29 protein-coding genes and 3 tRNA genes are annotated in these 26358 nt (G+C 43.1%); 25 read left to right on the top strand and 7 right to left on the bottom strand.

The window, feature by feature from the left end:
* Window positions 1-7 precede the first annotated feature (7 nt).
* The 4 genes from H5647_RS14590 to H5647_RS14575 all read left to right on the top strand — a co-directional run bounded on the left by H5647_RS14590 (window position 8) and on the right by H5647_RS14575 (window position 5317).
* On the top strand, window positions 8-2134 hold the full coding sequence (locus H5647_RS14590; RefSeq protein WP_045859592.1) for an ATP-binding protein: 2127 nt from the start codon (window positions 8-10) through the stop codon (window positions 2132-2134).
* A 412-nt stretch (window positions 2135-2546) separates the two neighbouring features.
* Window positions 2547-3347 carry a co-chaperone DjlA gene (gene djlA / locus H5647_RS14585; RefSeq protein WP_045859590.1) on the top strand — a complete coding sequence of 267 codons (801 nt, stop codon included), beginning with the start codon at window positions 2547-2549 and terminating at the stop codon, window positions 3345-3347.
* A 203-nt stretch (window positions 3348-3550) separates the two neighbouring features.
* Window positions 3551-4456: a S1/P1 nuclease gene (locus H5647_RS14580; RefSeq protein ID WP_162926405.1), complete on the top strand. Its 906-nt coding sequence runs from the start codon at window positions 3551-3553 to the stop codon at window positions 4454-4456.
* A 12-nt stretch (window positions 4457-4468) separates the two neighbouring features.
* Window positions 4469-5317 (top strand): SDR family NAD(P)-dependent oxidoreductase, encoded by an 849-nt coding sequence (locus tag H5647_RS14575; protein ID WP_045859587.1) that lies wholly within the window; start codon window positions 4469-4471, stop codon window positions 5315-5317.
* A 221-nt stretch (window positions 5318-5538) separates the two neighbouring features.
* On the opposite strand, the gene H5647_RS14570 is transcribed toward H5647_RS14575, so the two are convergent.
* Complete coding sequence (locus H5647_RS14570) at window positions 5539-5748, bottom strand: cold-shock protein (protein WP_045859585.1); 210 nt, start codon at window positions 5746-5748, stop codon at window positions 5539-5541.
* A 570-nt stretch (window positions 5749-6318) separates the two neighbouring features.
* Window positions 6319-6852, bottom strand: coding sequence for a DUF3806 domain-containing protein (locus H5647_RS14565; protein ID WP_045859583.1), 534 nt, complete (start codon window positions 6850-6852; stop codon window positions 6319-6321).
* A gap of 218 nt (window positions 6853-7070) precedes the next feature.
* Here H5647_RS14565 and H5647_RS14560 point away from each other — a divergent pair, with 218 nt between their 5' ends.
* Genes H5647_RS14560 through H5647_RS22215 form a run of 4 tightly spaced genes read left to right on the top strand, consistent with a single transcriptional unit; the run spans window position 7071 to window position 10764 of the window.
* A complete protein-coding gene (locus H5647_RS14560; RefSeq protein ID WP_045859581.1) occupies window positions 7071-7778 on the top strand; it encodes a TIGR01621 family pseudouridine synthase in 708 nt (235 codons plus the stop codon).
* On the top strand, window positions 7779-9509 hold the full coding sequence (locus tag H5647_RS14555; protein WP_045859578.1) for an alpha/beta hydrolase: 1731 nt from the start codon (window positions 7779-7781) through the stop codon (window positions 9507-9509).
* Between the two features lies 1 nt (window position 9510).
* Window positions 9511-10326 carry a methyltransferase domain-containing protein gene (locus H5647_RS14550; protein WP_045859576.1) on the top strand — a complete coding sequence of 272 codons (816 nt, stop codon included), beginning with the start codon at window positions 9511-9513 and terminating at the stop codon, window positions 10324-10326.
* A gap of 15 nt (window positions 10327-10341) precedes the next feature.
* Complete coding sequence (locus tag H5647_RS22215) at window positions 10342-10764, top strand: rhodanese-like domain-containing protein (protein ID WP_236074906.1); 423 nt, start codon at window positions 10342-10344, stop codon at window positions 10762-10764.
* Between the two features lie 5 nt (window positions 10765-10769).
* On the opposite strand, the gene H5647_RS14540 is transcribed toward H5647_RS22215, so the two are convergent.
* From H5647_RS14540 to folD, 3 genes are read right to left on the bottom strand one after another with little or no spacing between them, the layout of a single operon-like run.
* Window positions 10770-11876, bottom strand: a complete 1107-nt coding sequence (locus tag H5647_RS14540) for a methyltransferase (RefSeq protein WP_052692091.1) — start codon at window positions 11874-11876, stop codon at window positions 10770-10772.
* Entirely contained in the window at window positions 11873-12598 is a 726-nt protein-coding gene (locus H5647_RS14535; protein WP_045859574.1) for a pseudouridine synthase, read from the bottom strand. The genes H5647_RS14540 and H5647_RS14535 overlap by 4 nt, the downstream gene beginning before the upstream one ends.
* A gap of 28 nt (window positions 12599-12626) precedes the next feature.
* Window positions 12627-13469 (bottom strand): bifunctional methylenetetrahydrofolate dehydrogenase/methenyltetrahydrofolate cyclohydrolase FolD, encoded by an 843-nt coding sequence (gene folD / locus H5647_RS14530; protein WP_045859572.1) that lies wholly within the window; start codon window positions 13467-13469, stop codon window positions 12627-12629.
* A 268-nt stretch (window positions 13470-13737) separates the two neighbouring features.
* On the opposite strand from folD, the gene H5647_RS14525 reads away from it, so the two are divergent.
* The 3 genes from H5647_RS14525 (at window position 13738) to H5647_RS14515 (ending at window position 14122) form a co-directional block, all read left to right on the top strand.
* Window positions 13738-13814: transfer RNA gene (locus tag H5647_RS14525), tRNA-Pro, on the top strand.
* A 122-nt stretch (window positions 13815-13936) separates the two neighbouring features.
* A tRNA-Arg gene (locus tag H5647_RS14520) sits at window positions 13937-14013 on the top strand.
* A 33-nt stretch (window positions 14014-14046) separates the two neighbouring features.
* Window positions 14047-14122, top strand: a tRNA-His gene (locus H5647_RS14515).
* Between the two features lie 420 nt (window positions 14123-14542).
* Here H5647_RS14515 and H5647_RS14510 read toward each other — a convergent pair.
* The gene (locus H5647_RS14510) at window positions 14543-14788 is read right to left on the bottom strand and encodes a DUF7220 family protein (RefSeq protein WP_045859569.1); all 246 of its coding nucleotides are present in this window, start codon (window positions 14786-14788) and stop codon (window positions 14543-14545) included.
* Window positions 14789-15447: 659 nt separating this feature from the next.
* On the opposite strand from H5647_RS14510, the gene H5647_RS14505 reads away from it, so the two are divergent.
* The 11 genes from H5647_RS14505 (at window position 15448) to H5647_RS14455 (ending at window position 23210) form a co-directional block, all read left to right on the top strand.
* Window positions 15448-15759 carry a CC0125/CC1285 family lipoprotein gene (locus H5647_RS14505; RefSeq protein WP_045856500.1) on the top strand — a complete coding sequence of 104 codons (312 nt, stop codon included), beginning with the start codon at window positions 15448-15450 and terminating at the stop codon, window positions 15757-15759.
* A gap of 141 nt (window positions 15760-15900) precedes the next feature.
* A complete protein-coding gene (locus tag H5647_RS14500) occupies window positions 15901-16209 on the top strand; it encodes a hypothetical protein (RefSeq protein ID WP_045859567.1) in 309 nt (102 codons plus the stop codon).
* Between the two features lie 547 nt (window positions 16210-16756).
* Complete coding sequence (locus H5647_RS14495) at window positions 16757-17110, top strand: DUF4431 domain-containing protein (RefSeq protein WP_045859564.1); 354 nt, start codon at window positions 16757-16759, stop codon at window positions 17108-17110.
* 1053 nt (window positions 17111-18163) lie between these two features.
* Window positions 18164-18550 (top strand): hypothetical protein, encoded by a 387-nt coding sequence (locus H5647_RS14490; protein ID WP_052691875.1) that lies wholly within the window; start codon window positions 18164-18166, stop codon window positions 18548-18550.
* A gap of 195 nt (window positions 18551-18745) precedes the next feature.
* Window positions 18746-19042 carry a hypothetical protein gene (locus H5647_RS14485; protein ID WP_045858627.1) on the top strand — a complete coding sequence of 99 codons (297 nt, stop codon included), beginning with the start codon at window positions 18746-18748 and terminating at the stop codon, window positions 19040-19042.
* Between the two features lie 121 nt (window positions 19043-19163).
* The gene (locus H5647_RS14480) at window positions 19164-19580 is read left to right on the top strand and encodes a hypothetical protein (protein ID WP_045859558.1); all 417 of its coding nucleotides are present in this window, start codon (window positions 19164-19166) and stop codon (window positions 19578-19580) included.
* A 168-nt stretch (window positions 19581-19748) separates the two neighbouring features.
* Complete coding sequence (locus tag H5647_RS14475; protein WP_045859555.1) at window positions 19749-20342, top strand: hypothetical protein; 594 nt, start codon at window positions 19749-19751, stop codon at window positions 20340-20342.
* Window positions 20329-21405, top strand: a complete 1077-nt coding sequence (locus H5647_RS14470; protein ID WP_045859553.1) for a GmrSD restriction endonuclease domain-containing protein — start codon at window positions 20329-20331, stop codon at window positions 21403-21405. Before H5647_RS14475 ends, H5647_RS14470 begins: the two co-directional genes overlap by 14 nt.
* A 108-nt stretch (window positions 21406-21513) precedes the next feature.
* Window positions 21514-21936 (top strand): hypothetical protein, encoded by a 423-nt coding sequence (locus H5647_RS14465; RefSeq protein WP_045859551.1) that lies wholly within the window; start codon window positions 21514-21516, stop codon window positions 21934-21936.
* Between the two features lie 272 nt (window positions 21937-22208).
* Window positions 22209-22616: a hypothetical protein gene (locus H5647_RS14460; RefSeq protein WP_162926404.1), complete on the top strand. Its 408-nt coding sequence runs from the start codon at window positions 22209-22211 to the stop codon at window positions 22614-22616.
* Between the two features lie 123 nt (window positions 22617-22739).
* Window positions 22740-23210: a DoxX family protein gene (locus H5647_RS14455; protein WP_045859547.1), complete on the top strand. Its 471-nt coding sequence runs from the start codon at window positions 22740-22742 to the stop codon at window positions 23208-23210.
* Window positions 23211-23386: 176 nt separating this feature from the next.
* On the opposite strand, the gene H5647_RS14450 is transcribed toward H5647_RS14455, so the two are convergent.
* Window positions 23387-24649 (bottom strand): IS110 family transposase, encoded by a 1263-nt coding sequence (locus H5647_RS14450; RefSeq protein ID WP_045859545.1) that lies wholly within the window; start codon window positions 24647-24649, stop codon window positions 23387-23389.
* Window positions 24650-25009: 360 nt separating this feature from the next.
* On the opposite strand from H5647_RS14450, the gene H5647_RS14445 reads away from it, so the two are divergent.
* From H5647_RS14445 to H5647_RS14435, 3 genes are all read left to right on the top strand, one after another.
* On the top strand, window positions 25010-25300 hold the full coding sequence (locus tag H5647_RS14445) for a hypothetical protein (protein ID WP_162926403.1): 291 nt from the start codon (window positions 25010-25012) through the stop codon (window positions 25298-25300).
* A 127-nt stretch (window positions 25301-25427) separates the two neighbouring features.
* Window positions 25428-25832: a hypothetical protein gene (locus H5647_RS14440; RefSeq protein ID WP_045859541.1), complete on the top strand. Its 405-nt coding sequence runs from the start codon at window positions 25428-25430 to the stop codon at window positions 25830-25832.
* Between the two features lie 90 nt (window positions 25833-25922).
* Complete coding sequence (locus tag H5647_RS14435) at window positions 25923-26330, top strand: hypothetical protein (RefSeq protein ID WP_162926402.1); 408 nt, start codon at window positions 25923-25925, stop codon at window positions 26328-26330.
* Window positions 26331-26358: the final 28 nt, after the last annotated feature.

Raw genomic sequence — 26358 nt, 5'->3', positions numbered from 1 at the left:
ATACCCAATGGCGAATCACGTTACGAGTCACAAAAAACTGGATAATCGCGCGCATAAAGCGTTTGGATTCCGATTATCAAGCCAGCTAATACTTGGGCTAGTCTGTTTGATAGCCTTAATCCTGCTGGTGAGCTCGTCTGTTATCTGGTTTAAAGGCAGGCCGTTACTCGAGCAGTTAGGCAAGCATACTCAGGCTCAGCTTGGGCAAAATATTGCGTTGGCTATGGAGCAAGAGTTAGCTCAAATTGCGGGCATCACTCGTAGTCTTGCTGTCGCGGGCGTGTCACTTCCTAAAGAAGCCTATTTATTTAATCACAGTATTCCCGATTTACTTAACCAGACAGGAGAAGAGTCGATTATTGCCGGTGGCGGCATATGGCCAGAACCGCATGCCTTTAAGCGGGGAGTGGTGAGACGAAGCTTTTTTTGGGGTAGAAACGAAGCAGGGGAGTTAGAATATTATGATGATTACAATGATACTAACGGCCCCGGTTATCATAACGAGGAGTGGTATGTACCGGCGAGGCTGTTAAAACCGGGTGACGTTTATTGGTCAAAATCGTATACCGATCCGTATTCACTTCAACCCATGGTCACGTGTACGGCTCCCATGTTTGATAATGGCAATTTCGTTGGTGTTGCCACCGTCGATTTGAAGCTCGATAGTGTTTCTCGTACGCTCGATAAGCTAGCCAATGGTGTCGACGCCTACGCGTTTGTGGTGGATAGAAATAATAAATTTATAGCTTACCCTTATCCTGATCGCGTGATAACGGAACGAAATCAGGGCGGCGCGACTACGCCTGATTTTATCTACGCACATGAACTCGCGGATATCCAGCCAAGTTTTGCGTCCTTTTCTCAACACCTTGAATTAATTGAAGAGCGTCTTTTGAGCCGTTTTTCGGAAAGATCCGACGAATATAATGTTAACGTCAATTTACTTGAAAAAAGTAGTTACCAAATTGATAACCGAGAGGCCCGCCGTATAGCTGCGCACCTGTTAAGTTATAGAGGTATCGGCAACCTTTACCCAGAAGAGGTAGAGCGATTCGAGATTGTACGTGATAGCATTTTGGCCGAGAGCGCGTCGGCTATTGTATTCCAAATGCCGACAACCAACTGGAAAGTGGTAACTGTTTTTCGTAAATCAGCATACTTACTGCTCACCGACACGGTAAGTAAAGAGCTGGTCATCTATATTTCGTTAGCGACGCTTGTGTTTGGTGTTATCGCTTATTTGGCTTTGCGTACTCGTATTCTTAATCCAATTCATAATATGGTAGAGCAGCTTTCATTCGCGGTTGCCGAAACCGCTCAATCAAGGTTAACGCTTAAATACGACCAGAATGATGAGTTAGGGTTATTGGCGCATTGGTTTAATTTGCGGTCAACACAGCTGGAAGTTGCCCGTGACGAGGCACAAAAAGCCAGCAAGGCAAAAACGGAGTTTCTTGCCAAAATGTCTCATGAATTGCGGACACCCTTAAATTCAATAATAGGTTTTAGTCGCCGACTCAAAATTAAGCTTGAGGGAAGTATTGATGACTTCCATATAGAAGCACTACAGCGCATTAATAGCAATGGCAATTATCTTTTAGAACTTATCGAAGATGTTTTGGATTTAGCCGCGATTGAATCAGGTACTGCGCGGTTGCATCTTAGTTGGGCTGGCGTTAATAGCATTATGAAAGAGGCGCATGCAGAAACAAGAATTTTAGCGGAAGAGAAAAACCTTGAATTTCGCGTGTATGAACTCGAAGGTGATAGGCGATTGTATTGTGATAAACATAAAGTTATTCAAATTTTAACGAATTTAGTATCGAATGCGGTCAAAGCAACAGCGCAAGGGTACGTGAGCTTGCGTGCGTTTGAGAGAGAAGGGAAGCCGGGCTACATCGGGTTCGAGGTAATTGACAGTGGTGTGGGTATTGCAGAGGGAGACCAGCGTAAATTATTTAAACAGTTTTCCCAAGTAGACGATAAATTTGGTGTGGAGAAAGGCACCGGGCTTGGCTTATATTTAGTACAGAAGTTTGTCGAAATGCACGGAGGGAAAATTAGTCTATCGAGTAAATTAGGCGAGGGTTCTGTTTTAACGTTCTACATTAAAAATGATAGTAGTACGGATTAACTCGAGAGAAAGGCATATTAATCGCTGGACTCTCAAGGGGCTCGTCGTCGGAACCAATCTTACGGCGGTTATTTTCTGCGTCACCGAGCAGCTAGCTTGAAAAACACCGACTCTCCTGCACAATCAGTCTAAGGTTCTAACCCAATAACGAGACGAAATACCTTAAAATACTGCCGAATATTGGCTATTCGAGCGTATAAATTTCAATTATCTAGGCTGCTTCCTGTTGATCAACCCCCTCTTTTAAGAGAACGCCTATCAATCGCTTATCCCTCTTAACGTGCAGGTTAAGCCTAAAGTAATCACGGGCGTGATAATTTCTTGCGATTTACAGGCGTGATTGGCCCCAGTTTTCATGGAATAGTCGGTATAATCGTGGGCAATACTCGTTTTGCTAATAAGGTCACACCGCATGGGGAAAATAGTCGCAGCGTTAATTGGGTTATCAAGTTTTGGTATTGTCGGCGCTATCATTGGTCTACTCGTTGGTCATATGTTTGATCGAGGGCGATCGGGGCTTAATCAACAGTTTAATCCACGGCAGCGTGCAGAAATTGAAGGCGCTTTTTTTGATGCTGTGTTTCCGTTACTAGGGTATATCGCCAAGGCGGATGGCCGAGTGTCAGAAGATGAAATTGCGGGCACAGAACAGTTAATGACCAAAATGAACCTTGGCCCCTCGGCAAGACAAAAAGCTATTACGCTGTTTAAGCAAGGAACAGAGGCCGACTATTCTGTTGATGCGGCAATTCAATCGTTTAATGTGGCATGTGGACGCTACCCAGATTTAAAGCAAATCTTATTGGTGTACCTAATAACACTGGCCTTCGCTGACGGCCATTTTCATGAGGCTGAAGAGCGTATCTTGTCTCAAGTAGCACAAGATTTGGGGTATTCTCGATTTGCCTTTAATCACCTAATTGGCATGGTTAAAGCGCAAAGTCACTTCTATAAGGGGCAGGGTGGTCAACAACGCTCTGGCCCCCAAGCCAGTGAGAATGACTTAAGTACTGCTTACGCGGCTCTCGGCGTAAAACCTTCCGTATCCGATACAGATTTAAAGCGCGCATACCGTAAACTCATGAGCGAGTATCACCCCGATAAATTAACCGGGCGTGGTGTGCCGGAAGATATGGTGAAAATGGCAACGGAGCGCGCGCAGGAAATTCAAACAGCGTACGATTTAGTGAAAACCTCGCGTAAAAAACAATAAATCGGCGTGTTAAAGCCTTACGCTTTCTACGTGGCGCTCTGTGCTAAGGGCCTCACGGTAATGTGATCGTGTAGAATTTTGCGCTGAACGCTAAGATAAATGAGTACTCTTATACTGCGGAGCCCCAACGAAGGCGGGGCGCCACATTAGTCGACGTTTTAAAAAATGCATCTACGCGATTTTAACGCACTAAAGGGGCGGCCTTGTTTTCTATTCGAGTTGTTTGGTGTTGTGTGTTGCTCTTTGGCATGCTGCCGTCGAAAGTATTGGGGTGGAATGTTAAAGGTCATACACTCGCAGTACTGGCCATTGACCAGCAGCTTGAGATCTCTCAACAGCATCAGTATCGGCAATTGGCGGATACGCTCTATACGCTGAATGGTAGCCCGAGTGTAGCCTCTAAACGCAATTTACCTTGCTTAGTGGCGCAGTCGCTCTGCTACTTTGCGCTTTGGCCCGAGACTGTACGCGATAAAACTTTAAGGCAGTTGTATGCCAAAAGTGCACTTGAAATTCCCTCCTCCTTACACCTTATAGCCGATATACCAACACGGTTTTGGCATTACCATAACGTTTTTTACGATATTGCTACAGGCAATCAATTAAGTGGTTGCCTGTGGGCCAATGAGGGGAAATTGGTCACTGTTTTACCCGAGCTTGTTATGCGTTTTGAACAGGCTAATGCCGTTCCCGAGAAAGCTATGCTACTCAGTTTTATCGTCCACTTGATTACGGATATACATCAACCTCTTCATGCTTTTTCGGGTTCAAACGTTGAATGCCAGCACGACAGAGGCGGGAATGGTGTTTGTGTTACTAGGGGTGGCCGCGCAAAACATTGTGCACTGAATCTTCATCAGTTGTGGGACAGGGGTGCTGGCGCATGGGAGGATTTTGCATACCGTGCACAAGCACCATCGGACAATAAGGTTCAGCCTTTCGACATGCGTATTGAGCAGTGGGTAGTAGAATCTGTTGGTTTAGCGAAAGGTATTTATGAGTTTGATGAAACTGAGCGTTACCGATTATTTGTTCAGTCGCAGGCCTCAGAAAAACTCGCAAAAGCAATCGATCGAACATTGCAATATCTAAATCAATCATTAAATTAAAGAGATTTTGGAATGAAAAACAGCAGTAAAAAAGCCGTTGTGATTACGGGCTGTTCGAGTGGTATAGGGCAAAGTGCAGCGATTATGCTTCATAAGCGCGGTTATAGAGTTATTGCTACGGTACGCAAAGAGGAAGACAAAACCCCATTACTTAACGCTGGGATTACGGCCTCCGATATTCTATTGCTAGAATTAGCGAATGAAGAATCTGTGAACAATTGTGCAAACGCTGTTATCAAAATGACGGCAGGCAAGCTTTACGGTTTATTTAATAATGCCGCTTATGGTCAGCCTGGTGCTGTTGAGGATCTTTCTCGGGCGGTGTTACGGCAGCAGTTTGACGTCAACGTATTTGGTACGCATCAATTAACTATCCAATTACTACCCTCGATGTTAGCAATGGACGATGCGCGTATTATTCAAAATAGCTCAGTACTTGGTTTTGTTGCTATGCCTATGCGCGGGGCGTATAACGCGGCCAAATTCGCCCTAGAAGGCCTAACCGATACTCTACGGCTAGAACTCAAGGGCTCGCCTGTAAAAATATCACTAATTGAACCTGGCCCTATAGCATCGGCATTTAGAAAAAATGCGCTGAGTGCGCTCAAGCAAAATATCGATACTGATAATAGTCGACATGCCTTAGCTTATGGGGAAGCGTTAGAACGTTTAGAGAAACCTGGCCCAGCGGTGCCTTTTACATTGGGGCCCGAAGCGGTGGTAGAGAAATTGATTCATGCACTTGAAAGTAAGCGGCCGCGCGCGCGCTATCGCGTTACGTTTCCAACGTATTTAATGGCGGCGTTAAAAGTTGTATTACCGGTCGGACTAATGGATGCAGTGCTGAGAAAAGCGGGGTAATAGGAAGGTGTACCTATGCAATGCCTGGTTGAGGCCCTTATTTTTTGAGGGTTTAATATTGGCTATGAAAGATTAAAACGTACGAAAAAAATGATAATAGTGTTGTTGCACAGTGCCTTTAAATACACATTTGTGAGAATCGGGCATGAGTTCTGGTTGGTGACTCAGGCTGTAGCAAGCAACACATCAGTGGCGAGTAGAATTAGTCGGCGCTTAATGTGTTAAGCGAGTTCTACTTCTTCTGCCTGAGGGCCTTTCTGGCCAGAACCTTCAGTGAAGGTAACTGGCTGACCTTCTTTCAGGGTTTTGAAGCCTGAGCCGGTAATATTGCTAAAATGCACAAAAAGATCGGCTCCACTATCGCGAGAAATAAAGCCGTAGCCTTTGCTTTCGTTGAACCATTTAACGGTTCCGTTAATTTTTTCTGACATTGTCTTTCTTTAACCTTTGTTGCTTTACTGTCTATTAAACGACTAAATTTAATAGCAGGTCTAATCCAAATTCCATTTTTACCGTATCGTTCAAACCGAAACTACGGTGAGTTAGACATGGGGTAGCGCCTGCTTATACGAGGATATAACAAACAAAGAAGGGGAGGGCAACGCCTAGAGTGCAAACAAGAAAATGTTCTCGGTTAAATTTAGGCACGCTGAAGAGCCCTTGTTTTGCCCGGAAATTGAATAGGGCAAAAACTCATTCTGCATTATTTCTCCCACTTCTGTTGCCGATTTTAGGCCCGTTCTATTACGAAAACAATACAAAATGATGGGTTTATCAGTAGATAGTGTATTGATGGCGGCTATATTCACGTAACGTCTTCGGAATATGACGGAGGGGCAAAGGGAGGTTGATAGGAGAGGTTGAATGAGCAGTGATGATCGGGAGTGATAGTCGAGAGCGCGAAGAGTTTTTCTTTGTGAGATGGAAATTAAAAACGAATAGTTTTAATTTCCATCCTTATTTAGAATATGTTTCGCCAGTGTTTACGTTAATGACTCGCTTTACTGAACAGCATACGGAAGCTTAGGTAAATAGGGTTTCATATCGTCGATTGCTGACTGGTATAGGGCCGAAATATTTGGTTTTAGGCCAACCTCCATACGCCGCGACAGCATTGTGATAGGGAATAAGCAATTCTTTGATTCGCCCGCACAAACCGCTTGAGTTGCGGCTAGGTCGTCTTCGTATATAACCCAGCTTAATGACTCGTGCTCGTGGGCAAATACATCGCCCAAAATTACGCCTAGCGCTTGTAGCTGTTCGATATTATCTTGTGCAATAACGCTATCGTCTACCAATCGTTGAAGTAGCGCTAGGTCACTTTTATCGCCTTTAATAAAACGGCCGTAGTGAGCACTGGTAAGCCCTTGAATGGACTTTCGTTGCCGGTCCATAAAATTAATATTCAACCAATTTAATTCCCGAACCTGAGGGCCAGAATCGCTGTTGGCTAGGATTTTATTGGCGATATCAATATCCACGGCAAAGCTAGATGAGGTAAGGCACAAAAGAAAAAAGATAAGGGACAATTTCATTGGTTAGCTCTAAATCTGGTAAAAGGGTAACGGTTTCTATAGGCATCCAAGACGCTTTGGGGGGATTATAAGCCCTAAGGTAGGCTGAACCATAGCAAGAAGGTTGACGGCAAGAGAATCTTAAATTGAAGGAAAGCGCCTATCAAGTTATTTTCGTGCTAATGGTAGAATAGCAAAAACCTCGAAAATTCAATATGTTATAAGGTTAACTTCAGATAATGAGCACCGAAATTAAGGTAGTGGCAGAACAAGATACTTTTATTGTAGTAGACAAGCCTATTGGTTTGTCCGTCCATGGGTACCCTGAATCGGTTGAGGGAGAAGGCAACCTAACAAGTCGAATACGGGAGCAGTTCAACGATCAAGCATTATTTCCATGTCATAGGCTGGACAGGGTAACCTCAGGCCTATTGCTGTTTGCTAAAGGCAAGCAAGCCAATAGCGACTTGTCTCAACTTTTTCAAAACAAGCAAATACAAAAAACCTACGTTGCGTTGTCTTCAAAAAAACCGAGCAAGAAGCAAGGTATGATTAAAGGTGATATGAAAACGTCGCGAGGGGGCGATTGGATTCTACGCCGAACAATGCAAAACCCTGCAATTACGCAATTTTTTAGCTATGGGCTCGGCAACTCAAAGCGATTGTTCGTACTAAAGCCGCACACCGGTAAAACGCACCAGTTACGGGTTGCAATGAAATCACTGGGCACACCTATAGTCGGGGATGAGCGTTACGGTGGGGAAAAAGCTGACCGATGCTATCTGCATGCGCAACATTTGAGCTTTTCGCTAAACGGTCAGCCGTATACTTTTACGTCTGAGCCGGAATTTGGCGCCGAATTTCAAACGGATGAATGTCGAGCAAAATTATTGTCGCTCATGCCTTTTTCAGCGTTGCCATGGCCCAAACTGAAAGGCTGTGTGTAAATGGGTGTAGTGCTACGCGCTGTTCTAGCCTGCGCAGCCTTGCTGGTGGGCTGCTCAGAGCCTAAGGGGCCCGCACAAACATCGGCGGCAACCGATCACGTTTCAATTGTTCACCGTAACTGTGGGCTTCGCTCATACGTAGGTGAAACTGACGTGGCTGTTCGCTGCCTGTGGTATTCAAATGAACGAAGTAAACGTTTTCAGCTACCGGTCGCCATTCTGTCAAAACCCCATGAGCGTAACGATAATACATCGGTACTCGTTTATATTGCGGGTGGCCCTGGCGATGGCTTTCAGACGCAAGCTGATAATCTTGAGTATTGGCTCGATTGGTATGGTGGCTCGCCTCTTGAGGCCGACCTTTTAATTTATAACCCCAGAGGCGTTCCAGGCAGCAAACCTTATTGGTATTGCCCCGAGTATGACCAAGTATCATTAAATGTGATGTCTGAAAAGGTTGGTTTCGAAGAGGAGGCGCGTCGCGCAGCACCCGTTCTACACGCATGTATGGAAGGGTTTAGTGCTCGGTTGCAAGCGATGGACTTACCTAATTACCGCAAACTCAGCGATTTTTCTACGGAGCAGCAAGCGCGAGATATACTTGGGATACTCAGCGCGCTTGAATATGAGCAATGGCATTTATGGGGCGTATCTTACGGCACTAGAGTGGCCTTAAAGGCGTCACAGTTAGCCCTTTTAGTACCCGAACAGAGTGCAAAGTTGACATCGCAAATACTCGATTCACCTTACCCTTTTAATAAAGGTGTATTACATGAGTGGGCGGCATTACAAGATAACGCGCTTCGCTTACATGAACGCAATTGGGCTAAATTCACCCGTGACTTGTCGCTTGCAGCAGGTAATGATGAACGCCTCATCGAGTACTTAACGTCGTTTTCGTCTTTCGAACACTTATGGGATAGCGTTAATGCAGCGCTTGACGCGATCGAAAGTGAAGAGAGCCAGAAGGGCGTTAATGTGCATGACTCACGCTTGTATTTTCACGTTGAAAACGGGTTTCGCCATGAAATTGCTACCGATGAACAGCAGGCATTACCCGTTTATACAACCGACCACTTTACGTTTTATATGAGTCGTTCACGTTTAGCGGCTTTAATGTACTTTGTTCTCTATAACGCGTCATTGCATGAGCAATTTTATGCGGCCTTATACGAGCTGGAGCAACTCAAAACGGTTCGCGTATCGCCAAAAAATCACAATATTAACACTCTACTTTCACTCTTTCTTCATTCAAGTTTTGATCCGGCCTTCAATTCATTCGCGTATTTTGCAACAGAGTGTACGGACAATCCTCGTGCTACGGCGGCCGATATAGAGCGAGCGATTAGTCAGTATCCAGCGTGGAGCGAGTACCTAACGGTAATGCAGCGCTATGATGTTTGTGCTGCGAATTTTTTTCAAAAGACGTTAAATACCAACCCGTTAACGGTTGATGCCAAATTGCAGCAACCGTATAACGTTTCGATACCCACTTTGATCTTATCGGGCGAAAATGATCCTGTAACCCCTCGGGAGTGGGCGGAGGAACTTGCCGATACCTATACCAACAGCGGTGGTGACGTCACATTGATTCGTACAGGCGGCGGTCATGGGGTGCTTCATGCTGGCTGGTGTGACTTTTCTGGCATGCAGGCATGGGTGGCGCATACGCAGGGAACTGAAGTACCGGATACAAGGGTAGCGGCAGAGCAACGCTATTGCGGTTACTGATATGGCTATCATTTGGCAAAAAACAGTGGGGCACAGGCTGTATCAAGTGCGTACTGCTGGAGCGACCCTGCGGCTTTATTCAAATGGCGTATTTCATAGCCAGTGGAACCCTAACACCCCGATTGCAGGTAGCTTGTGGGATTTGCTTATATTACCTTCTTTTCTACACGAGCTTGCGTTAGTGTCAACTGGCCGTGACACGACGAACCGGTGCGGTCTTGTACTGGGCGTGGGTGGTGGTGCGGTTATTAATTTACTTAATCGCTATTTCGATTTTGAACACATAAAAGGTGTTGATCTCGATAAAACTCACCTACGTATCGCAAAAAAATATTTTATCGAACAACCGCACAATGTTGTATTAGCGCACCAGTGTGCAAAGGCGTGGGTGGCTGGCGCCACTACAGACACGTATTATTTGGGCCGCTTTGATACTATTGTTGAAGATCTATTTCTCGATATTAAACAACCCGACGGGCAATGCCTTGCTGAGCGAGTAATAGAGCCCAGCGCACACTGGTTGTCTCAACTGTACGCGTTGTTAGCGCCTCAGGGTATACTGGTTATCAATTACAGTTCAGTGGCCCAATTGCGTGGCTGCGAAGCGACAAAGTACGCTAAGCAGAATAAAATGTTTAAAGCTATTTTTGCGTTTACGAAACCACAGTATCATAATGCGATAGCCGTGTATTCTAGGCTAGACTTTAACAAAGTACGGTTAAAAAACCGCTTGCTGGAAGCATTATCGGAAAAGAGTGTGCTGCCGGCACGTCATCGAAAAAGTATCGCTAATTTCACATTAACACGTATTATTTGATTGGCGAGTGCTCAAATGAATACACGCACAATTAAAATTGAACGCAACACTGAGTACGTTATGAATTATGTAAACTTACATCAAAAACAAAGTATTCTAGGAGTGTTTACATTTCTCGTAGCGCTTACTTTTTTGCTTTTTAGTGGTTCGACCCTTGCCGGAGAAAATATGAAAGACGAAAATACTAGCAATAATGTTATTTGGATAGATGTTAGAACCGCAGAAGAATACGCTGGCGGATACTATAGTGACGCAATAAATATTCCTTACGATGTTATTGCCGATAATATCGATAGCGTGACTATGGACAAGGGCACGGATATTCGTGTTTATTGTCGGACGGGTCGCCGCTCCGGAATAGCGCGGGATGTTTTGGCTAGCATGGGGTATACCAACGTAATCAATGAGGGTGGCTACGAAGATTTGCTCAAACAATAAAGTGTTTAGGCTGAATGTTTTAGCATAAGCACTTTGAATTGCTTGTTATTAAAAAGGGTTGTGCAGAATTTAAAGTGATTTTGCGCAACTTTTTCGATGGGAATAAACGCATTCACCACAAAAAAAGCCACGCCCTGTCGGCGCAAGGTGTTGGCTGCCGCTTGAATAAAGCGGGCTGTTAAGCTTGAATCAATAGAAAACCCTTGATGGAAAGGCGGGTTGCACAGCACAATATCGGCGTGTGTATTGATACCTTTGCCGCAATCTGCGGCTGTTACTGTAAAATTAGTGGCATGATTGTTCGTCAAGTTTAAATCACACATTGCTACGGCAGCAGCGTTATTGTCGGTGGCTATTATGCCGCCGATACCGGCATTGTGAAGAGCCAGTGAAAGGAGCCCGTAGCCACAACCCAAATCTAATGCGGTTAGTTCTTTCAGTGTATTCTCATCTTCTAATGTTTTAATCCAATCATAAAAAGTATCCACTAGAATCCGGCTACCGGCATCAAATTTATCCCACCCATAAATACCAGGCTTACTGCTAAACGTTTGGCCGTACAAAGTGCCAATGTTGCGTGAAAGAGGGTAGTTTTTATCGTCAAGACGTTCGCATTCGGCGATTGGTCTAGCGGTATTAACCTTTAGGTTGGCAATGTACCCATTGCCTTTCTTTTGAGCCCTACCGGCAAACCCCAATACTGTAGACGCTTTATCGACATACGATTTAATGCCATCGTTTTTATCACCGGCCAGTACCAGCCGCCCCTCCGGTTTGAGCAATGGGAGTGTATTATTGAGTACCCAGTGGCAAACAGCGCGCTCTTTTGATATTCGGTAAACAATAGCGTCGAACTTTTTAGACGCAAGATTAAAATCTGTAAAATCAAAGTCCGAAAAACAAACGACAGCCGCGGGAAGAGTCAGGACGTTCTTAGCGCTGGCATACACGTCGGCACGATTCGTTAAAAAGGTGAGCTGTTCGAACCGAGAGAGTTGGTGTAACGCTTCGGGCGGCATATTTTCGTCCGCCACCCACAAAATATCGGCGTCTAGAGGAAGCTCTGCTGAAAGCAAAAGCGCATACAGGCTGTGTGGGTCAGAACGTGTCACGAGGCATTCAACGCGATTTCTGACGGAGTCAGCAATCGAAAGTCGCCTTCTTCTAAGTGGGTGTCAAGCGTAATCGGGCCAATCCTATAGCGATGTAATGACGTGACGCGATTATTGCAGGCTGCAAACATACGTTTTACCTGATGGTATTTACCCTCGCTTATGTCGAGTTCGCATCGAGTGTTGCCAAGTACGCGGAGTATTGCCGGCTTGGTCAAATGCTTTTCATTGTTCAATTGAATGCCTTCTAAAAACTTTACCGCTAGAGACTCGTCGATAGGTTCAGCGGTTTCAACACTATACCCCTTAAGGCATTTTTTATTCGGTGCCGTAATTGTGTGGTTCCAGTCACCATTGGTTGTCATTAATACCAGCCCTGTTGTATCAATATCGAGTCGCCCAACAATTTGTAAATGCTCAATTGGTAGAGGGTGCGCGAATTTTTTACTATCGCGCGCGATAAGCAGATCGATTACGGTTGGGTGTTCGGCGTCGCTGTTCGCACAGATATAGCCCGCCGGCTTATGAAGCATTAAATAGGTTTCGCCTAATGCTTTTACTGTTTCTCCCAGTAGCATCACTGTATCGCCGCGTTCATCAAAATGTTGTGACGCTTTTATTGCGCGAGCGCCGTTGACGGTGATGGCGCCTTGCCTTACCAGCTTGGAAACTTCAGCCCGAGAGCGGGGGGTATTAGCAGCGATATATTTATCGAGGCGCATTACGTATTCCCTAGCCCGTACATTAAAGTTAGGCCATCGACTTTTCAGCAGAATCGACAGTTTGATAAATAAGAGTATTGATGGTCATAGGGCCAACGCCGCCGGGAACAGGCGTGACAGCACCTGCACGCTCCATGAGGGGAGCTAATTCAATATCGCCAACACCGCCAGGGTGGTAGCCCGCATCAACGACTACGGCGTTATCTTTAATCCATTCGGCCTTGATGAATTCCGGAATGCCAACCGCGCCAACGACTATGTCGGCTTGGCGAATATGCTCTTCTAGGTTTTTGGTACGGGAATGGCAGATAGTCACGGTCGCATTAGCGTTCAGCAACATTAAAGCCATTGGCTTGCCAAGAATGGGGCTGCGACCGACCACTACGGCGTGTTGGCCTTCAATTGCTATGCCGTAAGCTTCGAGAAGCCGCATAATGCCCTTGGGAGTCGCACAGCCATAGGCCTCTTCACCCATTGCCATACGGCCGAAGCCTAAACAGGTTACGCCATCTACGTCTTTTTGCAGGCTAATGGCGTCAAAGCAAGCGCGTTCGTCAATTTGATCGGGAACAGGATGCTGTAACAATATACCGTGTACGTCAGGATTTGTGTTCAGCGCCTCAATTTTAGACAGGAGCTCTTCGGTTGTGGTGGTGGAGGGCATTTCAACTTTTAGTGAATCCATCCCTATGCGTGTACATGCATTCCCTTTCATGCGCACGTAGGTCGCAGATGCAGGGTCATCACCGACAAGTATTGTCGCCAGAATAGGCGCAGCTCCCGTTTTCTGCCGCAAAGACTCTACGCGTTGAGCAAGTTCTGTTTCAGTTTTCTGAGCAAGTGCTTTGCCATCAAGTAGTAGTGCAGACATAGGGTGAATTTCCTTAGTTGTTCAAAAATTAGCATTAAATTGATTCGGTAGGGCGCAAGCGTACAATAAAGAGGCTATACCTGTGTTTAAAGTACACAGACTAAAGCTTTCAAGCCGCGCATTTTCCCACAGCTAGGGGCGGGCACCAAGCATTCAAAAAGGGAATCTAAAAAAATCTTTAAAAAGCATCAACTTGGGCGTTGACGGGACTAAGGCTCGTAGGTATTATGCACGCCTTCTCGGACACGGCTAACAAGCCATGTGTAGTCGGAGTGTAGCGCAGCCTGGTAGCGCGTCTGCTTTGGGAGCAGAATGTCGGGGGTTCGAATCCCTCCACTCCGACCATTTTCGAGCCTGCATTACATTGGCGTGGTTACTCAACCCGCAATATCTGTTCTAACATTAAACCTAGTTTGAAGATTAAAACAGAAGCATTGTTGAGAGTAAGCGACCCGCAAAATAGATAGGCGCCCGTAGCTCAGCTGGATAGAGCATCCGCCTTCTAAGCGGACGGTCGCAGGTTCAAATCCTGCCGGGTGCGCCAATTTTAGAGAAATTTGTTTTTGGTTTTTCGATGGTGACTGTAGCTCAGTTGGTAGAGCCCTGGATTGTGATTCCAGTGGTCGCGGGTTCGAACCCCGTCAGTCACCCCATATTTTTTGTTTAAAATCAACATCTTACAAAGCCCTCCTAAACCAATATCTGTACGTAAAACCAGCTTTCCTAACATCAATTCCTAATATCATTCCTAAATTTAACGGGTTGTTCCTGTTGTAATTACTCCCCTCATGTAAGGCCTTTGCAATTCTTCGCTCCTAAGATCTTATATCTCTTGTTGCGCCTTTGGTGTTTCGGCCGTTATGGATGGGTGTGCTCGCGAATTGCCATCAAAACCTACTCCTCCTTCTCTCTGCTTTCCGTTATTCACCTGTAAAAAATCACAAAACAAAAAGAATCTTTATGGCTTTGAGGTTGTGCCTTTTTGTATTTTGACGGGTGCGCATAACCTTTATCTGGGCGTGCGAGCATTTGGAGTTGTGTGGAAAACCCTGCCGCTTTACCGTAGTAGCAATTTATAGGGTTTTACTGGCTATTCGCATGGCCGCTGCATGTAGGCGAGCATTAAACCACCGGCGAATGCAGTAAGATCTCACTATTGATATTGCTGTATAACAAGCGCCAAGCCCTATGTTTTGAGCGATTGATATTTCCCAGCCAAAAATCGGAAATAGCGTTAAATTTGCAGTGAAGTTTATTGAAAATCCAATCGCGATATTGATTAAAGACTCTATAAGCGAACCAAGCTTTGTTTGTTGCAAGTTTTATTTCCTTGTTTGGTGGGCGGGTAACGCTGCCATTATAATACGTCCAGCGTTGCTTCATTGAATTCACCTGCGCGAATGAACGGGTATGAGCTTATGGAAAGAGCTGGGTGGCAAGCGCCAAACTGAGTGGCAGGGGTATTCGTAGTACCGACTGATTTCGGTTTTGTTGGCGCTCTACTCCTGTTGTTTAAGGAATAAATGGATTGGTGTTGCCCTTAGATTGTGGTAGTCACTAATAAGGGCGGCTCATTACGGTTTGTTTGGCATTATGATGAGAAGGTCTTATCGGGGCGCCCGTATTGATTGTTGATTGGCCTAAAGTGGCGCACTTGATTAGCGTCAAGGCAGGGCATGCCTATTGACCTGATGGCTCTAAATCGAAAAGAGACTAAAGGTATATGGAATATGTTCAGTGGTGTGGTATTTGCCACAGATAATCGTCTATTAGTTGGCCCTAGAATTAAAATCCGTATTGGGTATAAACTGGCTCTTAATTCACGAACTTTAACGTCGTACTGACATATATCCACGCTGTATAAATACTATTGTTCTATGCCTAGATTTAGGTATATAAGTATAAGTGTTGTGGAAATGCGTCTTAACGACGTTGAATAAACTGTTAGGATATTTCTATCAATCAATCTAGGGGATTTATGAAAAACTTATATTTCACAATTTTTGTTTTATGTTTGTCTGGATGCGCAACTGCATATGGTAAATATGGTTTCTCAGGTGGCTATAAAGATAAGCAGTTAGATGATGGGTCTATTGAAGTTTCGTATCAGGGAAACGGTACTACTTCTCCAGAAACAGTCGAGCTATATTGGGAAAAACGAGCCGCAGAATTATGCCCAAGTGGATATGATATCGTTTCAAAAGAAAATGGTGGTCACAGTAGTTATTACCCAGTGCAAGTATTTCACCCCTTAACTGAGGGTGTTATTAAGTGCCTTGGTGATGGTTAACAGTGCAATCCTAACAAGCCGCTGTAGAAGGACAGTTTTTCCGCCGCTTAAATTTATGGCGAAAAGACTGCCATAAATCAATCAGCTCCAAAACTGCCTCTAAGCGGGGCGTTATATTTCCAGAATCATCGAGATTGAAAAATGATCGACATACCGAAAGTTTGGTTGAAATTTGGATTGTGCATATACCAAGATTTCTTTTCTGAACACGCGGATTTTCACGAAGGAATATTGTTTGCCCTAGAAGGGCTTAGCTCTTCGGAAAAAGAGATGTTGATGAGCTTCATTAGGCATGTATTAAACGAGAGCCCTTCCAATCAAGATTTAATAAATCTATGGGGTAAATCGGGTGCATCTGACACTTTGGTAAGTAACCAAATGAATGTAATTTACGAAGCAATGTTGGAAATTATTAAACTCAGTGCAAACATAGAAAGTGGAAAAATATAACAAGCGTAGGCAGTGCGACATTTATTCCGGCGCTTTTTGTGCGGCGGGCGCTACGCTGCCACACAAAATTCACCTCCACAAATGCGCCTGCTACGGGCGTTAAGCACTAATTAAAGAACGAGCTTATGTATTCTCACAATATCGATGAGGCTCCATTAGAATTATGGGTTTTACTTCTAATAGTTGTGTTTGCTGCAGGGTTTCCGATTTTGGTAGGTCTTGCGCTCACTAAAGTTGTAAGTAAAATAATAAAACGTAAAATGCCTGAGTATGAAGGCCTAATATCAAATAATAGCTTTACGGTAGTTTTGTTTAGTGGCTGGTTAGTGTGTGCTCCATTATTCTATTGTATGTACATATATATTGGTTCGTCAGTGCAATAATATATTTCAATAAGGTGTGTGGCCTTATACCGTCTTTGCTTAACAAGGCTATGCACCGGAACAGCTAGGCTACGTTTTGCAATTTATGCACTACGCTGCCGCTTCGTTAACATAAATTACAACGACGCCTAGCTGTCCGGTGATAGCGGCGTTAGAGTTTCATTATGAAATTTATCGCGTTAATAATTTTAATATTTCCAAGCTTGGTTTTAGCCTGCTTTCCAACCGATGGAAGTGAGGTGGAGACTATCGGTACAGTAGTACCTGCTGTATATAAAACTCAAGAAATGATCGCGCACTATAGTGCCTTGGAGCTAGTAGAACCCGAATGTTTTTCACCGGATGGTGAACTTTCAGATGAAGAAGTAAAAATTGGAAAGGTTCAACTTGTGGTTCCAGAAGGAGTTGAAGTTGAGGTGGGTGGCAAATATCGGGTAAACGGTAATGCTTTTCATGGCCATACGGGCCATCATTATACAAAAATCATATTAAGTTCTAAAAATGTACAAAAACTCTAACAAGTTGCTCCTGCTGACATTTTTTCCGTTACTTCTTTTGTGCTTAATAGCACAAAATCATCCACTCCAAAAATGCAGCAGAGCAAGGCGTTATGTGCCGTTGGCCCTTTTTAAGTTATTTATTTTGTAATGTAGTAAGCGAGGCGGGTATGCCACTTAAATTCTCGGGCAAGCTTCGTTATAAGTAAGTTGTTGGTGTAACGTTATTCATGTCGCCAACCTAGTCCATCCTTCGCTGGCGCAATTGTTTCTTAGTTCGCTGTAGGTGGTATTGGTTAGGCTGCCTACGGTCGTAGGTCAGACCGTCGAAGCTTAGCTGCTTTAGGGTTTCTATTGGCAGTGTACCAGTAGTACCATTTCTAACTGTAAATTGTCGGTGGTTTAGGTATGGGGTGGTTCGGTGTTCACTTACATAACAATACGCTAAAACACCGTTTCGGCCTTCGGCCTACACTGGACGCCCAATGCTACGCTTGTTTGTGCATTTGCTTCGCAAATTATTGCACAAACCAGCTACGCATTGTGCGCCGTTTAGCTCAGCGTTACTTGTCTATTAAAAAAAGTTTGGTGTGTAGTTAAGTTTCAGTAGGGTGTTCCTAAATTCGTTACCCTCCATCAAGTTTAGGTAAGTCACCTTTGGTCGCTTACAACGTGCTTCGAAAAAGGTAGATTTGGTAATCCGGTAAAGCTTCGTTGCAAAAAAGCGCATCCAAGCTTTACCTAGCAAAGGGAGTTTGCGGCTTATTCCTCCCGTTTGTTCCTTTCTGTTGGTTGCCATAATCACTTGTTGTTTTGGGTCAATTTTATGCCTTCTGTTTTGGCTATCCCACGGTTATAGTTGGGTCTAACCAAAGCTTCAGGCTTTTTAAACAAATACAGAAATTGGCGTAGCAGCGTAGTTAAAAGTGAGTAGGTGTTTGGTACAAGTAACAAATCGCTGCACACGGACGCATATTGCTACGCTCGTTTTTATGTATGTCGCGGTGCTCCATTTTACATAAAAACGCTCTCCGCAATATGCGCCGGTGAGCTCGGCGTTAGGCTTCATTGGGAATGAATCAGATATTTATCATAATAGTAGTTAGCTTCGCTTGTGTGGCGCTCTATATCTGGAGGTCGCAAATATCCCGAAGGAATGAAGCTCGCCAAAACATATATAAAGAGATTAAGCAGCAGCAACCCGAGTTTTTTAAAGCAGTCTCTGATTTAATGTTCAAGCATGATCCAATTGAGATTAACTTTGAAACAAATACAGACGAATATGATCCAGAAGCTGGAACTGTAATATCTAGGCTGCCAACGGCGAATAACGAAGATGAAGCCTTAGATATCATACATCAAGAGTTCGTTGTTTGGTTTGGTGAGGATACAGCGGGTAATCGTAATAGGTATGTCGGGTTGGCAAATGAAATTTGGGCATTGTGGCGTGAAAAAGCCTAACAAGTTTGTCAACAGGACATTTTTTGCTACGCTCCGTTTTGCGGTGGCTTCGCCACTTTACCGCAAAACTCCACTACACAAAAAATGCCTGTTACAAAGGCGTTACATTTACCCATGAAAAAACATATTTCACTGTTAATACTGCTCTTTTCAAATTGCTCATTGTCATGTGATGATTTGGAGATCCCACAACGAATGGAGTGGTCTTCAAATAATGAAAAGATCGAATTGTTTATATCGGTTCCTGAGTATTACAAAGAGCATAAATATGTAAGTGGCACACTTACAAGTGGTAAAATACAAGTTGCCTTGAGCTTCACCAGAATAGATTATATTGGTTGGGTATCGACAACAGTTATTGGAAGCAAAGAATTCTTTAATGCAGCTAATTTGTCGGTAAATTACAAGAAACTTGGTAGCTACAATAAGGAAAGTAATAGTTTCTCGTTTGTTGGCTGCTATGCGGAGTACAATATCGAGCTAAAAATGTAACAAATCGCTGCACTCGGACGCATATTGCTACGCTCGTTTTTATGTATGTCGCGGTGCTCCATTTTACATAAAAACGCTCTCCGCAATATGCGCCGGTGAGCTCGGCGTTAGCTTAAATCGAATGAAGAAAATATTTTCAATTCTACCTTTTTCAATACCTTTTTTATGTTGGGGTGCTCTGAGTGTTTGGTATTTGTATCAGGGTAATGTATTTTCAGCTTCGCTAGCATGCTTACCTTTTATCGCATTCATATTTTTTATAATTTCGCCACATAGTGGGCCTGGGAACTTTGCATTTACTAAGCAGATGGGGCCAGTGCGGGAGGAAGATGAAACTGAGAGGCAGTACCATCTTAAAATGGCTAAATGGTGGCTTTATGGTTTTACTACAGCTCCTTTATCATACTTAATGATATTTTTTTTCGAGCAATATGTTGGTTTGGTAGTTGTGTTCGCCTTGCTAGGCACCGTGTTTGATATTGCTTGTTTATTAAAATTTGTAGGTAGTCTATACAATGCAGTACGTGCAAAAATCTAACAAGGCCAGTCAGCATCGCCCACTGCGTGGGCTGGACAGCTTACACTCCGCGCCTTTTGTGTTTGCTGCGCTCTTAACACAAAAGGCGCTCCATGCAAGCTGCCGCTGCTGGCAACGTTATGGCTCAAACGAATATCCAACCGAAATCAGTTAGGGTAAACAAATACGATGGATCAAGCAGAGATAAAAGAGTTTATTGATTCGAATGATGAGACGGAAATCTATTATAGGTATTTAATTGGTCAGGATGTATGGTATTTCCAGCGTGACGGAGGTGAATCCAGTGCAGATTATGATGAGTTTAAAAAGTTTATTTCAGTAAAGCTGGAAATACCTTTTAATAATATTTCTATAGTTGGGAGTGCGAAAACAAGATATAGCTTTTCGCCAAATAAAAATTTTAGAGAATTTAATGATGAATCTGATTTTGACCTCATAATAGTGTCAAAAGATATGTATAGAAGTATGTGGTCTGCCTATAAAGAGATTTCACAGCAAACTTTCTTGAAGGGTTACCAGTGGAAATGTACCAACATATTTAATGGTTTTGTCAGTATAAAGGACTCGGATTCCACCTACGGTAATGAAGTTCTTCAGGAGTGGCAAAGGAAGGTGCGTACTTTTAAAGCAGATCTACAGCTTAAATTTAATATACTCCATGAAATAAACTATCGAATTTATTCGGACTGGGAATCGGTACAAGATTACCACGTAAGAGGGATAGCCAAACTTAAGGGTGAAATGAATAATGAAGTTAATTGAATCAATTGATATCCAACCACAGACAATTAAATGGCTATCCGATCTACATAACAGTGGTCTTTTGGTTGTTGATAACTCATTCCAAAGGAACTATGTTTGGACTAAAAAAAATCAAGTTCAACTAGTCGAGTCTATTCTGATGGGCTATCCCATACCGGAAATTTATCTTTGGAATACTGGTACGGATGAGAATTCAGGAGATACGTGTTATTCGATTGTTGACGGGCAGCAAAGAACTGGTGCAGTTTTTCAATTCATAGCAAACTCTTTCAAGTTGGCTGATTCTGCTTTGAACGAATCAAATGAATGTTATGATCGCGTCAAAAATCGTTTTTTCAAAGATTTAGAAACTGAAGAAAAGAAAGCTATTTGGGCTTATGTTTTTTCTGTTCGAGTAATTAGAAATAGTGTATCAAGGGAAAATATTGTCACGATGTTTCTAAGGTTGAATAGCAATAATTTGACGCTTAATCCGCAAGAACTTCGAAATGCAGAGTTCGAAGGTGAGTTCATGAAAGTTACGTCATATTTATCTGAGCTCGACTTCTGGAACGATAATCGCTTGTTCGGCATTGCTGATAGAAGGCGTATGCGTGATATCTCATTCATAAGTACCTTATTGGTTTTTATGAAGCAAGGTATTCAGGAGGATATACGGAATGATAACTTAAATACGATATATGACCTATATAATGACAGCTACCCCTCTAAAGATGACGATGTTGAGAGGTTTAAATCTGTGTTGGAGCAAATTGGGAGGGTGATTGAAGGTAATAATGAGCGAATTAAAATCCTACGACGACAAGTACATCTTTATAGTCTATTCACCGCTATTTACGAGGTGACAATTGATCAATCCCAGCTATCACATTCGCAAGTTAATAATTACCGTGATTTCATAGATAATTATGATAACGATGAATTGTTAGAAAGGTATTTTTCTGATTGTATTGCTGATATATATCAATATAAATCTTTCGCTAAAGAAGGTACAAGAGATAAAGGGAATAGGCTTAGTCGGCATAATGCTATTAAGAAAGTTCTGAATTTACCAAGGCCATAACAATACGCTCAAATTGACAGTTTTTCCGTCGCTTCTTTTTGTGGTAAAAAACACTACCACAAAAACGCTCCTCCAAAACTGCAATTTAGCTCTGCGTTAGGTGGCAAAATGAACTTCACAAAAATAGCATTCTTAATTTTTTCAATATTTCTGGTTGGATGTGAAAAAAATGTAGATCGCGAACGAGTGCGATGGAGTGATCCGATAACCGCTGATAGTAGTGATTTTAATCAAGTCAAAATAGATGAATGGGAGATTTTAACTCTCCCAGAGAAATCCTCAGACTTTATCTTGGTAAACAAAAATAATGGCCTCACGTTTTCTTATGATTCATTAGGTCCAGCGCCTACAGTTATGGTGCATCAACCTAGTGGATCGGGGCAATCTTCGATCGACGTGATTGATATTGATAATGATGGTGTATTTGATTCAATAAGGTTCTTTTCCAGCGCAAATGAAAAGGATTTCGCAATGTATGAGGCGAAATTGATTGACGGAAACTGGGTTATCGTTGAAAGCAAAAAGGAGTAGTGGTGAAGCACCTAACAAGGCAGTCCAGCATCAGCCACTTCGTGGCTTGGACAGCCTAGCCGTCGCTCGTTTTGTGCATGGCTTCGCCATAGTCGCATAAAACAATCAACAACTAGTCTGCCGCTGATTGCGGCGTTAGGACCACGATGAAATACTTACCAATAATCATATCTTCACTAGCGCTGATTCTAAGTTTTCTCACATTCTATTGGAGCCAGTTAAGAGTTAAGCATAAGTTGCATCTAGTGCGAATTGATAAAGTTGGCGAGTTTATGAATCCCCAAATCGCGCTGGTTAATAATGGCACACGAGACTTGCTTCTAACGTCAGTTCTAGGGCGTTTTGAGCATGCAAATAAACAGGGGAGTAGTACACCGGCCCAGAGAGTTGAGATAGGCGAAGGCCCTTCAATGCTTTTAAGTTCCCGCAAGGCAGTTCAATGTAAAATTAGCTTTACGGAGAGTTTTACGAAAAGTTTTGTGGAACAAGGAGCATTAAGAAAAGGGGATTCACCAGAAATATTCGAACTAGAGTTTTATATTGATGTCGAGTGGGTAGACTCCCATGCGGAAAGTCGAAGCGCATCAGCGAAAATCGCTAAATATGGGTTTAGTAAAGATGGAAAAATTATGCTGTTTTCACCTCTTGTTGGGAAACATGATTTATACAAAAAGTCCTAACAAGTTTGTCCAGTTGACGTTTTGGTCTACGCTTCGTTTTGGCGTGGCTGCGCCACTGTACGCCAAAACTACACTATAACCAAAACGCAACTGACAAAGGCGTTATGGCTCAATGAGGGAATTATGACTACTCCAATAATCGTACTAATTTTATTAACCTTACCTTTAGTTGTGGCCTTTCTTATTTCTAAAGTAAGAGGCTTAGAATTAAATGTATGTTTGTTCACTTTCTGGGGGCTGGGTATAGCGTTTATATTTTTCTCCATAGGGCACATTGTTAAAACTGAGAGTATGGTAGAAATGCTACCTATTTGGGTTCCATTTCGACAAGCGGTAATTTATTTGACGGGTTTGCTAGAGGTGGTGATAGGGATCGCTTTATTTATTCCAAAATTTCAGGTCAATGCAGCAAAATCTGCAATCATCGTCCTTGTAATATTTTTTCCAGCCAATATTTATGCAGCATTCAATAGTATAGGTCTTGGCGGTCATCAATGGGGGCCTATTTATCTATTAATTCGAGTACCCTTGCAGTTTATTTTAATTGCATGGGCTTATTTTTTGTGCATAAAAGTCCATAACAATACGCCCTGAGTAGGACAGTCAAGCACTATTTCATAAATGTTTGTATTAATGCCTCAGGAGGTCGGTTTGTTAAAAATCGGATAAGAATAATGTCGGGTAATTATTTTACATGCGCAGACTGTTGCGACAACCAACAATATTGTTAGTACCGATAATGTGTTTGTTGCTTAGCTTATGCTCAGGTTTTAACTTTGTACTGCAAAATTCAACAGAGGCGAATTTCGTTTTTTAAGAGCATTTAAATATTTTGTTTCGTCATAGGGTGTTTTTGTTTTCCAGCACCTAAAAGCAATACGAATCCATTTAAAAGCCAGTGCCCGAATTATCGTTTGATGGTGTTTACCTTTAGCTTTTTGCTGGTCATAGTAGGCTTGAGCCCAAAAAGAATATCGAATACTTAGCCCGGCCCACTCAATAAACGTTTGCCTTAGAAACGTAGGGCAACTTCGCCGCCAGTGAACCCATTCTTGATTACCGCTGCGTTCGAGTACAGGCGCAACACCGGATAGCCGTTGAAGTTCTTCGCAAGTTTCATAGCGCTCTCTGTTCTCGCCAAAGGCGACTAAAATTCGAGGAGCCATTTGCGGGCCCGCACCAGGAAAGCTGTCGAAAATGAAATGGTCCTTCGTGACACGATACCGTGTTTTTATCTCCTTGTTCAATATATCGATAGCTTCAATCAAAAGTCTTAGCTGGCTCACAAGAATATTGACTAAAATGACGCTGGGCTCAATTACGCCAAAATCGTCAGTAAGCGGCACAGCGTTTTTAATGTCTCTGATACGTTTTTCGTTAATGTCCGGATAGCGTGCATTGTGATTATTGAAAAATCTCAGAAGTGTGCTCTTTCGGGCTTTTTTGGCCTCTTTTAATGTAGGCCATCGGTCTAGGAAATCGCAAAAGATGGTAGTGTCCCTATCTGGAAATATATCCAAAACTAAAGGAAAATGATTTTTTAGAGCAGCAATGATTTTATTGCAAATGTCCACGCGGTTTTGAACCATTTTGCGACGAGTCTCTAATAGCTGCGCTAAAGCGCGAATCGATGCAGATTCTGGCTCGAGCATTCGAAGTTTGTTCATATGGAGCATTAAGAAATCCGCTTGAATCATAGCGTCGGAGGGGTCGTCTTTTGCGCCACTAGTGGCAAAGGCTTTCCGATATTGGGAGACCGTTGCGGGGTTGGCGGGGAAAATGACAATATGAGAATATTTAAGAAGAGCGTAAACCAGCGGTCCTTTCTTAAGCTCGCAGCAAACGGCAACGGGTTTATCAGGGTAGCGCTTTTTAAGCGAGTTCGCCCAATCATCAATGGCATCCGGTTTGCTCGATATCACAAGTAATCGCTGGTTCTTGCCATCCACGGAGCGTTCACAGATATCATGTTTTTGGTCGGCCCAATCAATGCCGACTAATAGGGAAAAATTTGAAACTTTCGGTTCTTTCATCCTCTATCTCCTTAGAGTATGGTGCAAGGGGGCATGCAATGAATTCGTTTCGCGCAGGCATTATAGAAAGTCGGTGCAACGACATTCCCTGAGTATGCGTTTTGAAACGAAAGACTTCTTCTGGTTCGAAAGTATTGTTATGATCTTTAAAAGTTTAAAGCTCCATATTCGTAACCAGAAGAAGCATGTTCCCACTAATCTCACCGAAAGAGAAACTACCGTAAAACAGGAACGGTCAAACTATAAATTGCTGCATCGGACGTAGTAAGCTTGTCATCTTTTTTGAAAAATACTCAAAAAATCCGCCAAGCTCACCACGCCGCTGAGCAAGGAGTTATGCATAAATCAAGGAAAGAGAGTATGAGTAAAAATGTCGCCCGAAAAAAGGCTACTTATTTCTTAGTTTTTGCTTTAGTAATGGTTGCTCTCGGAGCATACTCAACTTACGCGGGTATGGGTTTTTCTATCGGTTTAATTCCGCAGGTAATTTCCTATATAGGTATCGCCCTTCTGTTTACTGAAGCTGCTACTGGAAACATCGCTATAGTAAACTTAAGCGAGTGGAAAAAAGTAGAAATCGGAGTGTACGGTAAGCTAGCTCTTCTATTTTTGGCTGTTGGCGGGCTTACAAATAGCTTCGCAATGGGCTAATGCATAACAAAAGCATCCACACGACAAAAACCGCGTCGCTCCGTTTGTGTAAGGGCTTCGCCCATTTTACACAAACTACACGCCACAGTTTTTGCGTGTGATACTGGCGTTCTGTGTCAGGGGAATCATGGCATCTCATAAGCGATTAAAAAGTGTTGTACAGAGCATTGCTCACCATGCGGTGGGTGCGCTTTCTTTTGTGCATCCGCATCTTGGGCAGGCTTGTGAGGCAGAAGGCATCGATTCCATAGAGGTTTGTGTATCCGATATGGAGCCATGCCCAAAAGTGTTCCTGCATATAGAACCGTTACGTGCCGCACTTAACTCGCTTAAAGAAACATTTTATCGCTTAGTAATTACCGAGGGATTCGAGCCAAAAGATATTTCGTCAGCAAGGCTTATCTTTGAGTTCAACCATGGTCAGCTCGACCACTATTGTAGTAATTGCACAGCATCATTGGTTAGTGCATCAAAAATTTATAAAAGTAAGGTAAATTACCTTGGAAACACAGAACAAGGCCAGTCAATCTGACCTCCGTAAACTGTCTTCTTTTTTGCAAAAAACCGCAAAAAAGCAGCCAATTCACTCCGGCAGTTGCTGGCGGCGTTATGAATGAGAGCCATGAATAGAGTAATCGCGTTATTAATATTAAGTATGCTGAGTTTTCAGGTTTTTGGGGACGAAGGTATTTTTGGTAAACGTGTTCGGTTTGAAGAGTCTTCTGACCTTAATGTATCAGGAGTCAAAGTAAGATTTGTTGGCAAATCTAAAGAAAATGCGTGCGATACTGCTAAGTCAGTATTTGTGATGTCTGACGGTCAGTACTCAGCTGATGTCAACTATTTTCATGGTTGCGAGGTTACTGTTCAAGAATTTACGTTAGGTGAAAATAAATACGTTCTAGAGGTTGGCGAGTCATTAATCTTTCCTAGCTTGCTACAAAAAAATGAACTAATCATTTGGCAATTCAAAGAGTGGAGCCAGAGGTACAACTTACTGATCGAGAAACAAAATGGAAAAAATTCATAACAAATTTGTCCATTTGACGTTTTGGTCT

The sequence above is a fragment of the Teredinibacter purpureus genome (assembly GCF_014217335.1).
Classification (GTDB): Bacteria; Pseudomonadota; Gammaproteobacteria; order Pseudomonadales; family Cellvibrionaceae; genus Teredinibacter; species Teredinibacter purpureus.
This window is presented reverse-complemented; position numbering and strand designations above follow the sequence as displayed.

Excerpts from the sequence above, each read along its gene's own strand:
- H5647_RS14590 (WP_045859592.1), top strand. The coding sequence starts at position 8 with ATGGCGAATCACGTTACGAGTCACAAAAAACTGGATAATCGCGCGCAT.
- djlA (WP_045859590.1), top strand. The coding sequence starts at position 2,547 with ATGGGGAAAATAGTCGCAGCGTTAATTGGGTTATCAAGTTTTGGTATT.
- H5647_RS14575 (WP_045859587.1), top strand. The coding sequence starts at position 4,469 with ATGAAAAACAGCAGTAAAAAAGCCGTTGTGATTACGGGCTGTTCGAGT.
- H5647_RS14570 (WP_045859585.1), bottom strand. The coding sequence starts at position 5,748 with ATGTCAGAAAAAATTAACGGAACCGTTAAATGGTTCAACGAAAGCAAA.
- H5647_RS14565 (WP_045859583.1), bottom strand. The coding sequence starts at position 6,852 with ATGAAATTGTCCCTTATCTTTTTTCTTTTGTGCCTTACCTCATCTAGC.
- H5647_RS14560 (WP_045859581.1), top strand. The coding sequence starts at position 7,071 with ATGAGCACCGAAATTAAGGTAGTGGCAGAACAAGATACTTTTATTGTA.
- H5647_RS14555 (WP_045859578.1), top strand. The coding sequence starts at position 7,779 with ATGGGTGTAGTGCTACGCGCTGTTCTAGCCTGCGCAGCCTTGCTGGTG.
- H5647_RS14550 (WP_045859576.1), top strand. The coding sequence starts at position 9,511 with ATGGCTATCATTTGGCAAAAAACAGTGGGGCACAGGCTGTATCAAGTG.
- H5647_RS22215 (WP_236074906.1), top strand. The coding sequence starts at position 10,342 with ATGAATACACGCACAATTAAAATTGAACGCAACACTGAGTACGTTATG.
- H5647_RS14535 (WP_045859574.1), bottom strand. The coding sequence starts at position 12,598 with ATGCGCCTCGATAAATATATCGCTGCTAATACCCCCCGCTCTCGGGCT.
- folD (WP_045859572.1), bottom strand. The coding sequence starts at position 13,469 with ATGTCTGCACTACTACTTGATGGCAAAGCACTTGCTCAGAAAACTGAA.
- H5647_RS14505 (WP_045856500.1), top strand. The coding sequence starts at position 15,448 with ATGAAAAACTTATATTTCACAATTTTTGTTTTATGTTTGTCTGGATGC.
- H5647_RS14500 (WP_045859567.1), top strand. The coding sequence starts at position 15,901 with ATGATCGACATACCGAAAGTTTGGTTGAAATTTGGATTGTGCATATAC.
- H5647_RS14495 (WP_045859564.1), top strand. The coding sequence starts at position 16,757 with ATGAAATTTATCGCGTTAATAATTTTAATATTTCCAAGCTTGGTTTTA.
- H5647_RS14490 (WP_052691875.1), top strand. The coding sequence starts at position 18,164 with ATGAATCAGATATTTATCATAATAGTAGTTAGCTTCGCTTGTGTGGCG.
- H5647_RS14485 (WP_045858627.1), top strand. The coding sequence starts at position 18,746 with ATGGAGTGGTCTTCAAATAATGAAAAGATCGAATTGTTTATATCGGTT.
- H5647_RS14480 (WP_045859558.1), top strand. The coding sequence starts at position 19,164 with ATGAAGAAAATATTTTCAATTCTACCTTTTTCAATACCTTTTTTATGT.
- H5647_RS14475 (WP_045859555.1), top strand. The coding sequence starts at position 19,749 with ATGGATCAAGCAGAGATAAAAGAGTTTATTGATTCGAATGATGAGACG.
- H5647_RS14470 (WP_045859553.1), top strand. The coding sequence starts at position 20,329 with ATGAAGTTAATTGAATCAATTGATATCCAACCACAGACAATTAAATGG.
- H5647_RS14465 (WP_045859551.1), top strand. The coding sequence starts at position 21,514 with ATGAACTTCACAAAAATAGCATTCTTAATTTTTTCAATATTTCTGGTT.
- H5647_RS14460 (WP_162926404.1), top strand. The coding sequence starts at position 22,209 with ATGAATCCCCAAATCGCGCTGGTTAATAATGGCACACGAGACTTGCTT.
- H5647_RS14455 (WP_045859547.1), top strand. The coding sequence starts at position 22,740 with ATGACTACTCCAATAATCGTACTAATTTTATTAACCTTACCTTTAGTT.
- H5647_RS14450 (WP_045859545.1), bottom strand. The coding sequence starts at position 24,649 with ATGAAAGAACCGAAAGTTTCAAATTTTTCCCTATTAGTCGGCATTGAT.
- H5647_RS14445 (WP_162926403.1), top strand. The coding sequence starts at position 25,010 with ATGAGTAAAAATGTCGCCCGAAAAAAGGCTACTTATTTCTTAGTTTTT.
- H5647_RS14440 (WP_045859541.1), top strand. The coding sequence starts at position 25,428 with ATGGCATCTCATAAGCGATTAAAAAGTGTTGTACAGAGCATTGCTCAC.
- H5647_RS14435 (WP_162926402.1), top strand. The coding sequence starts at position 25,923 with ATGAATAGAGTAATCGCGTTATTAATATTAAGTATGCTGAGTTTTCAG.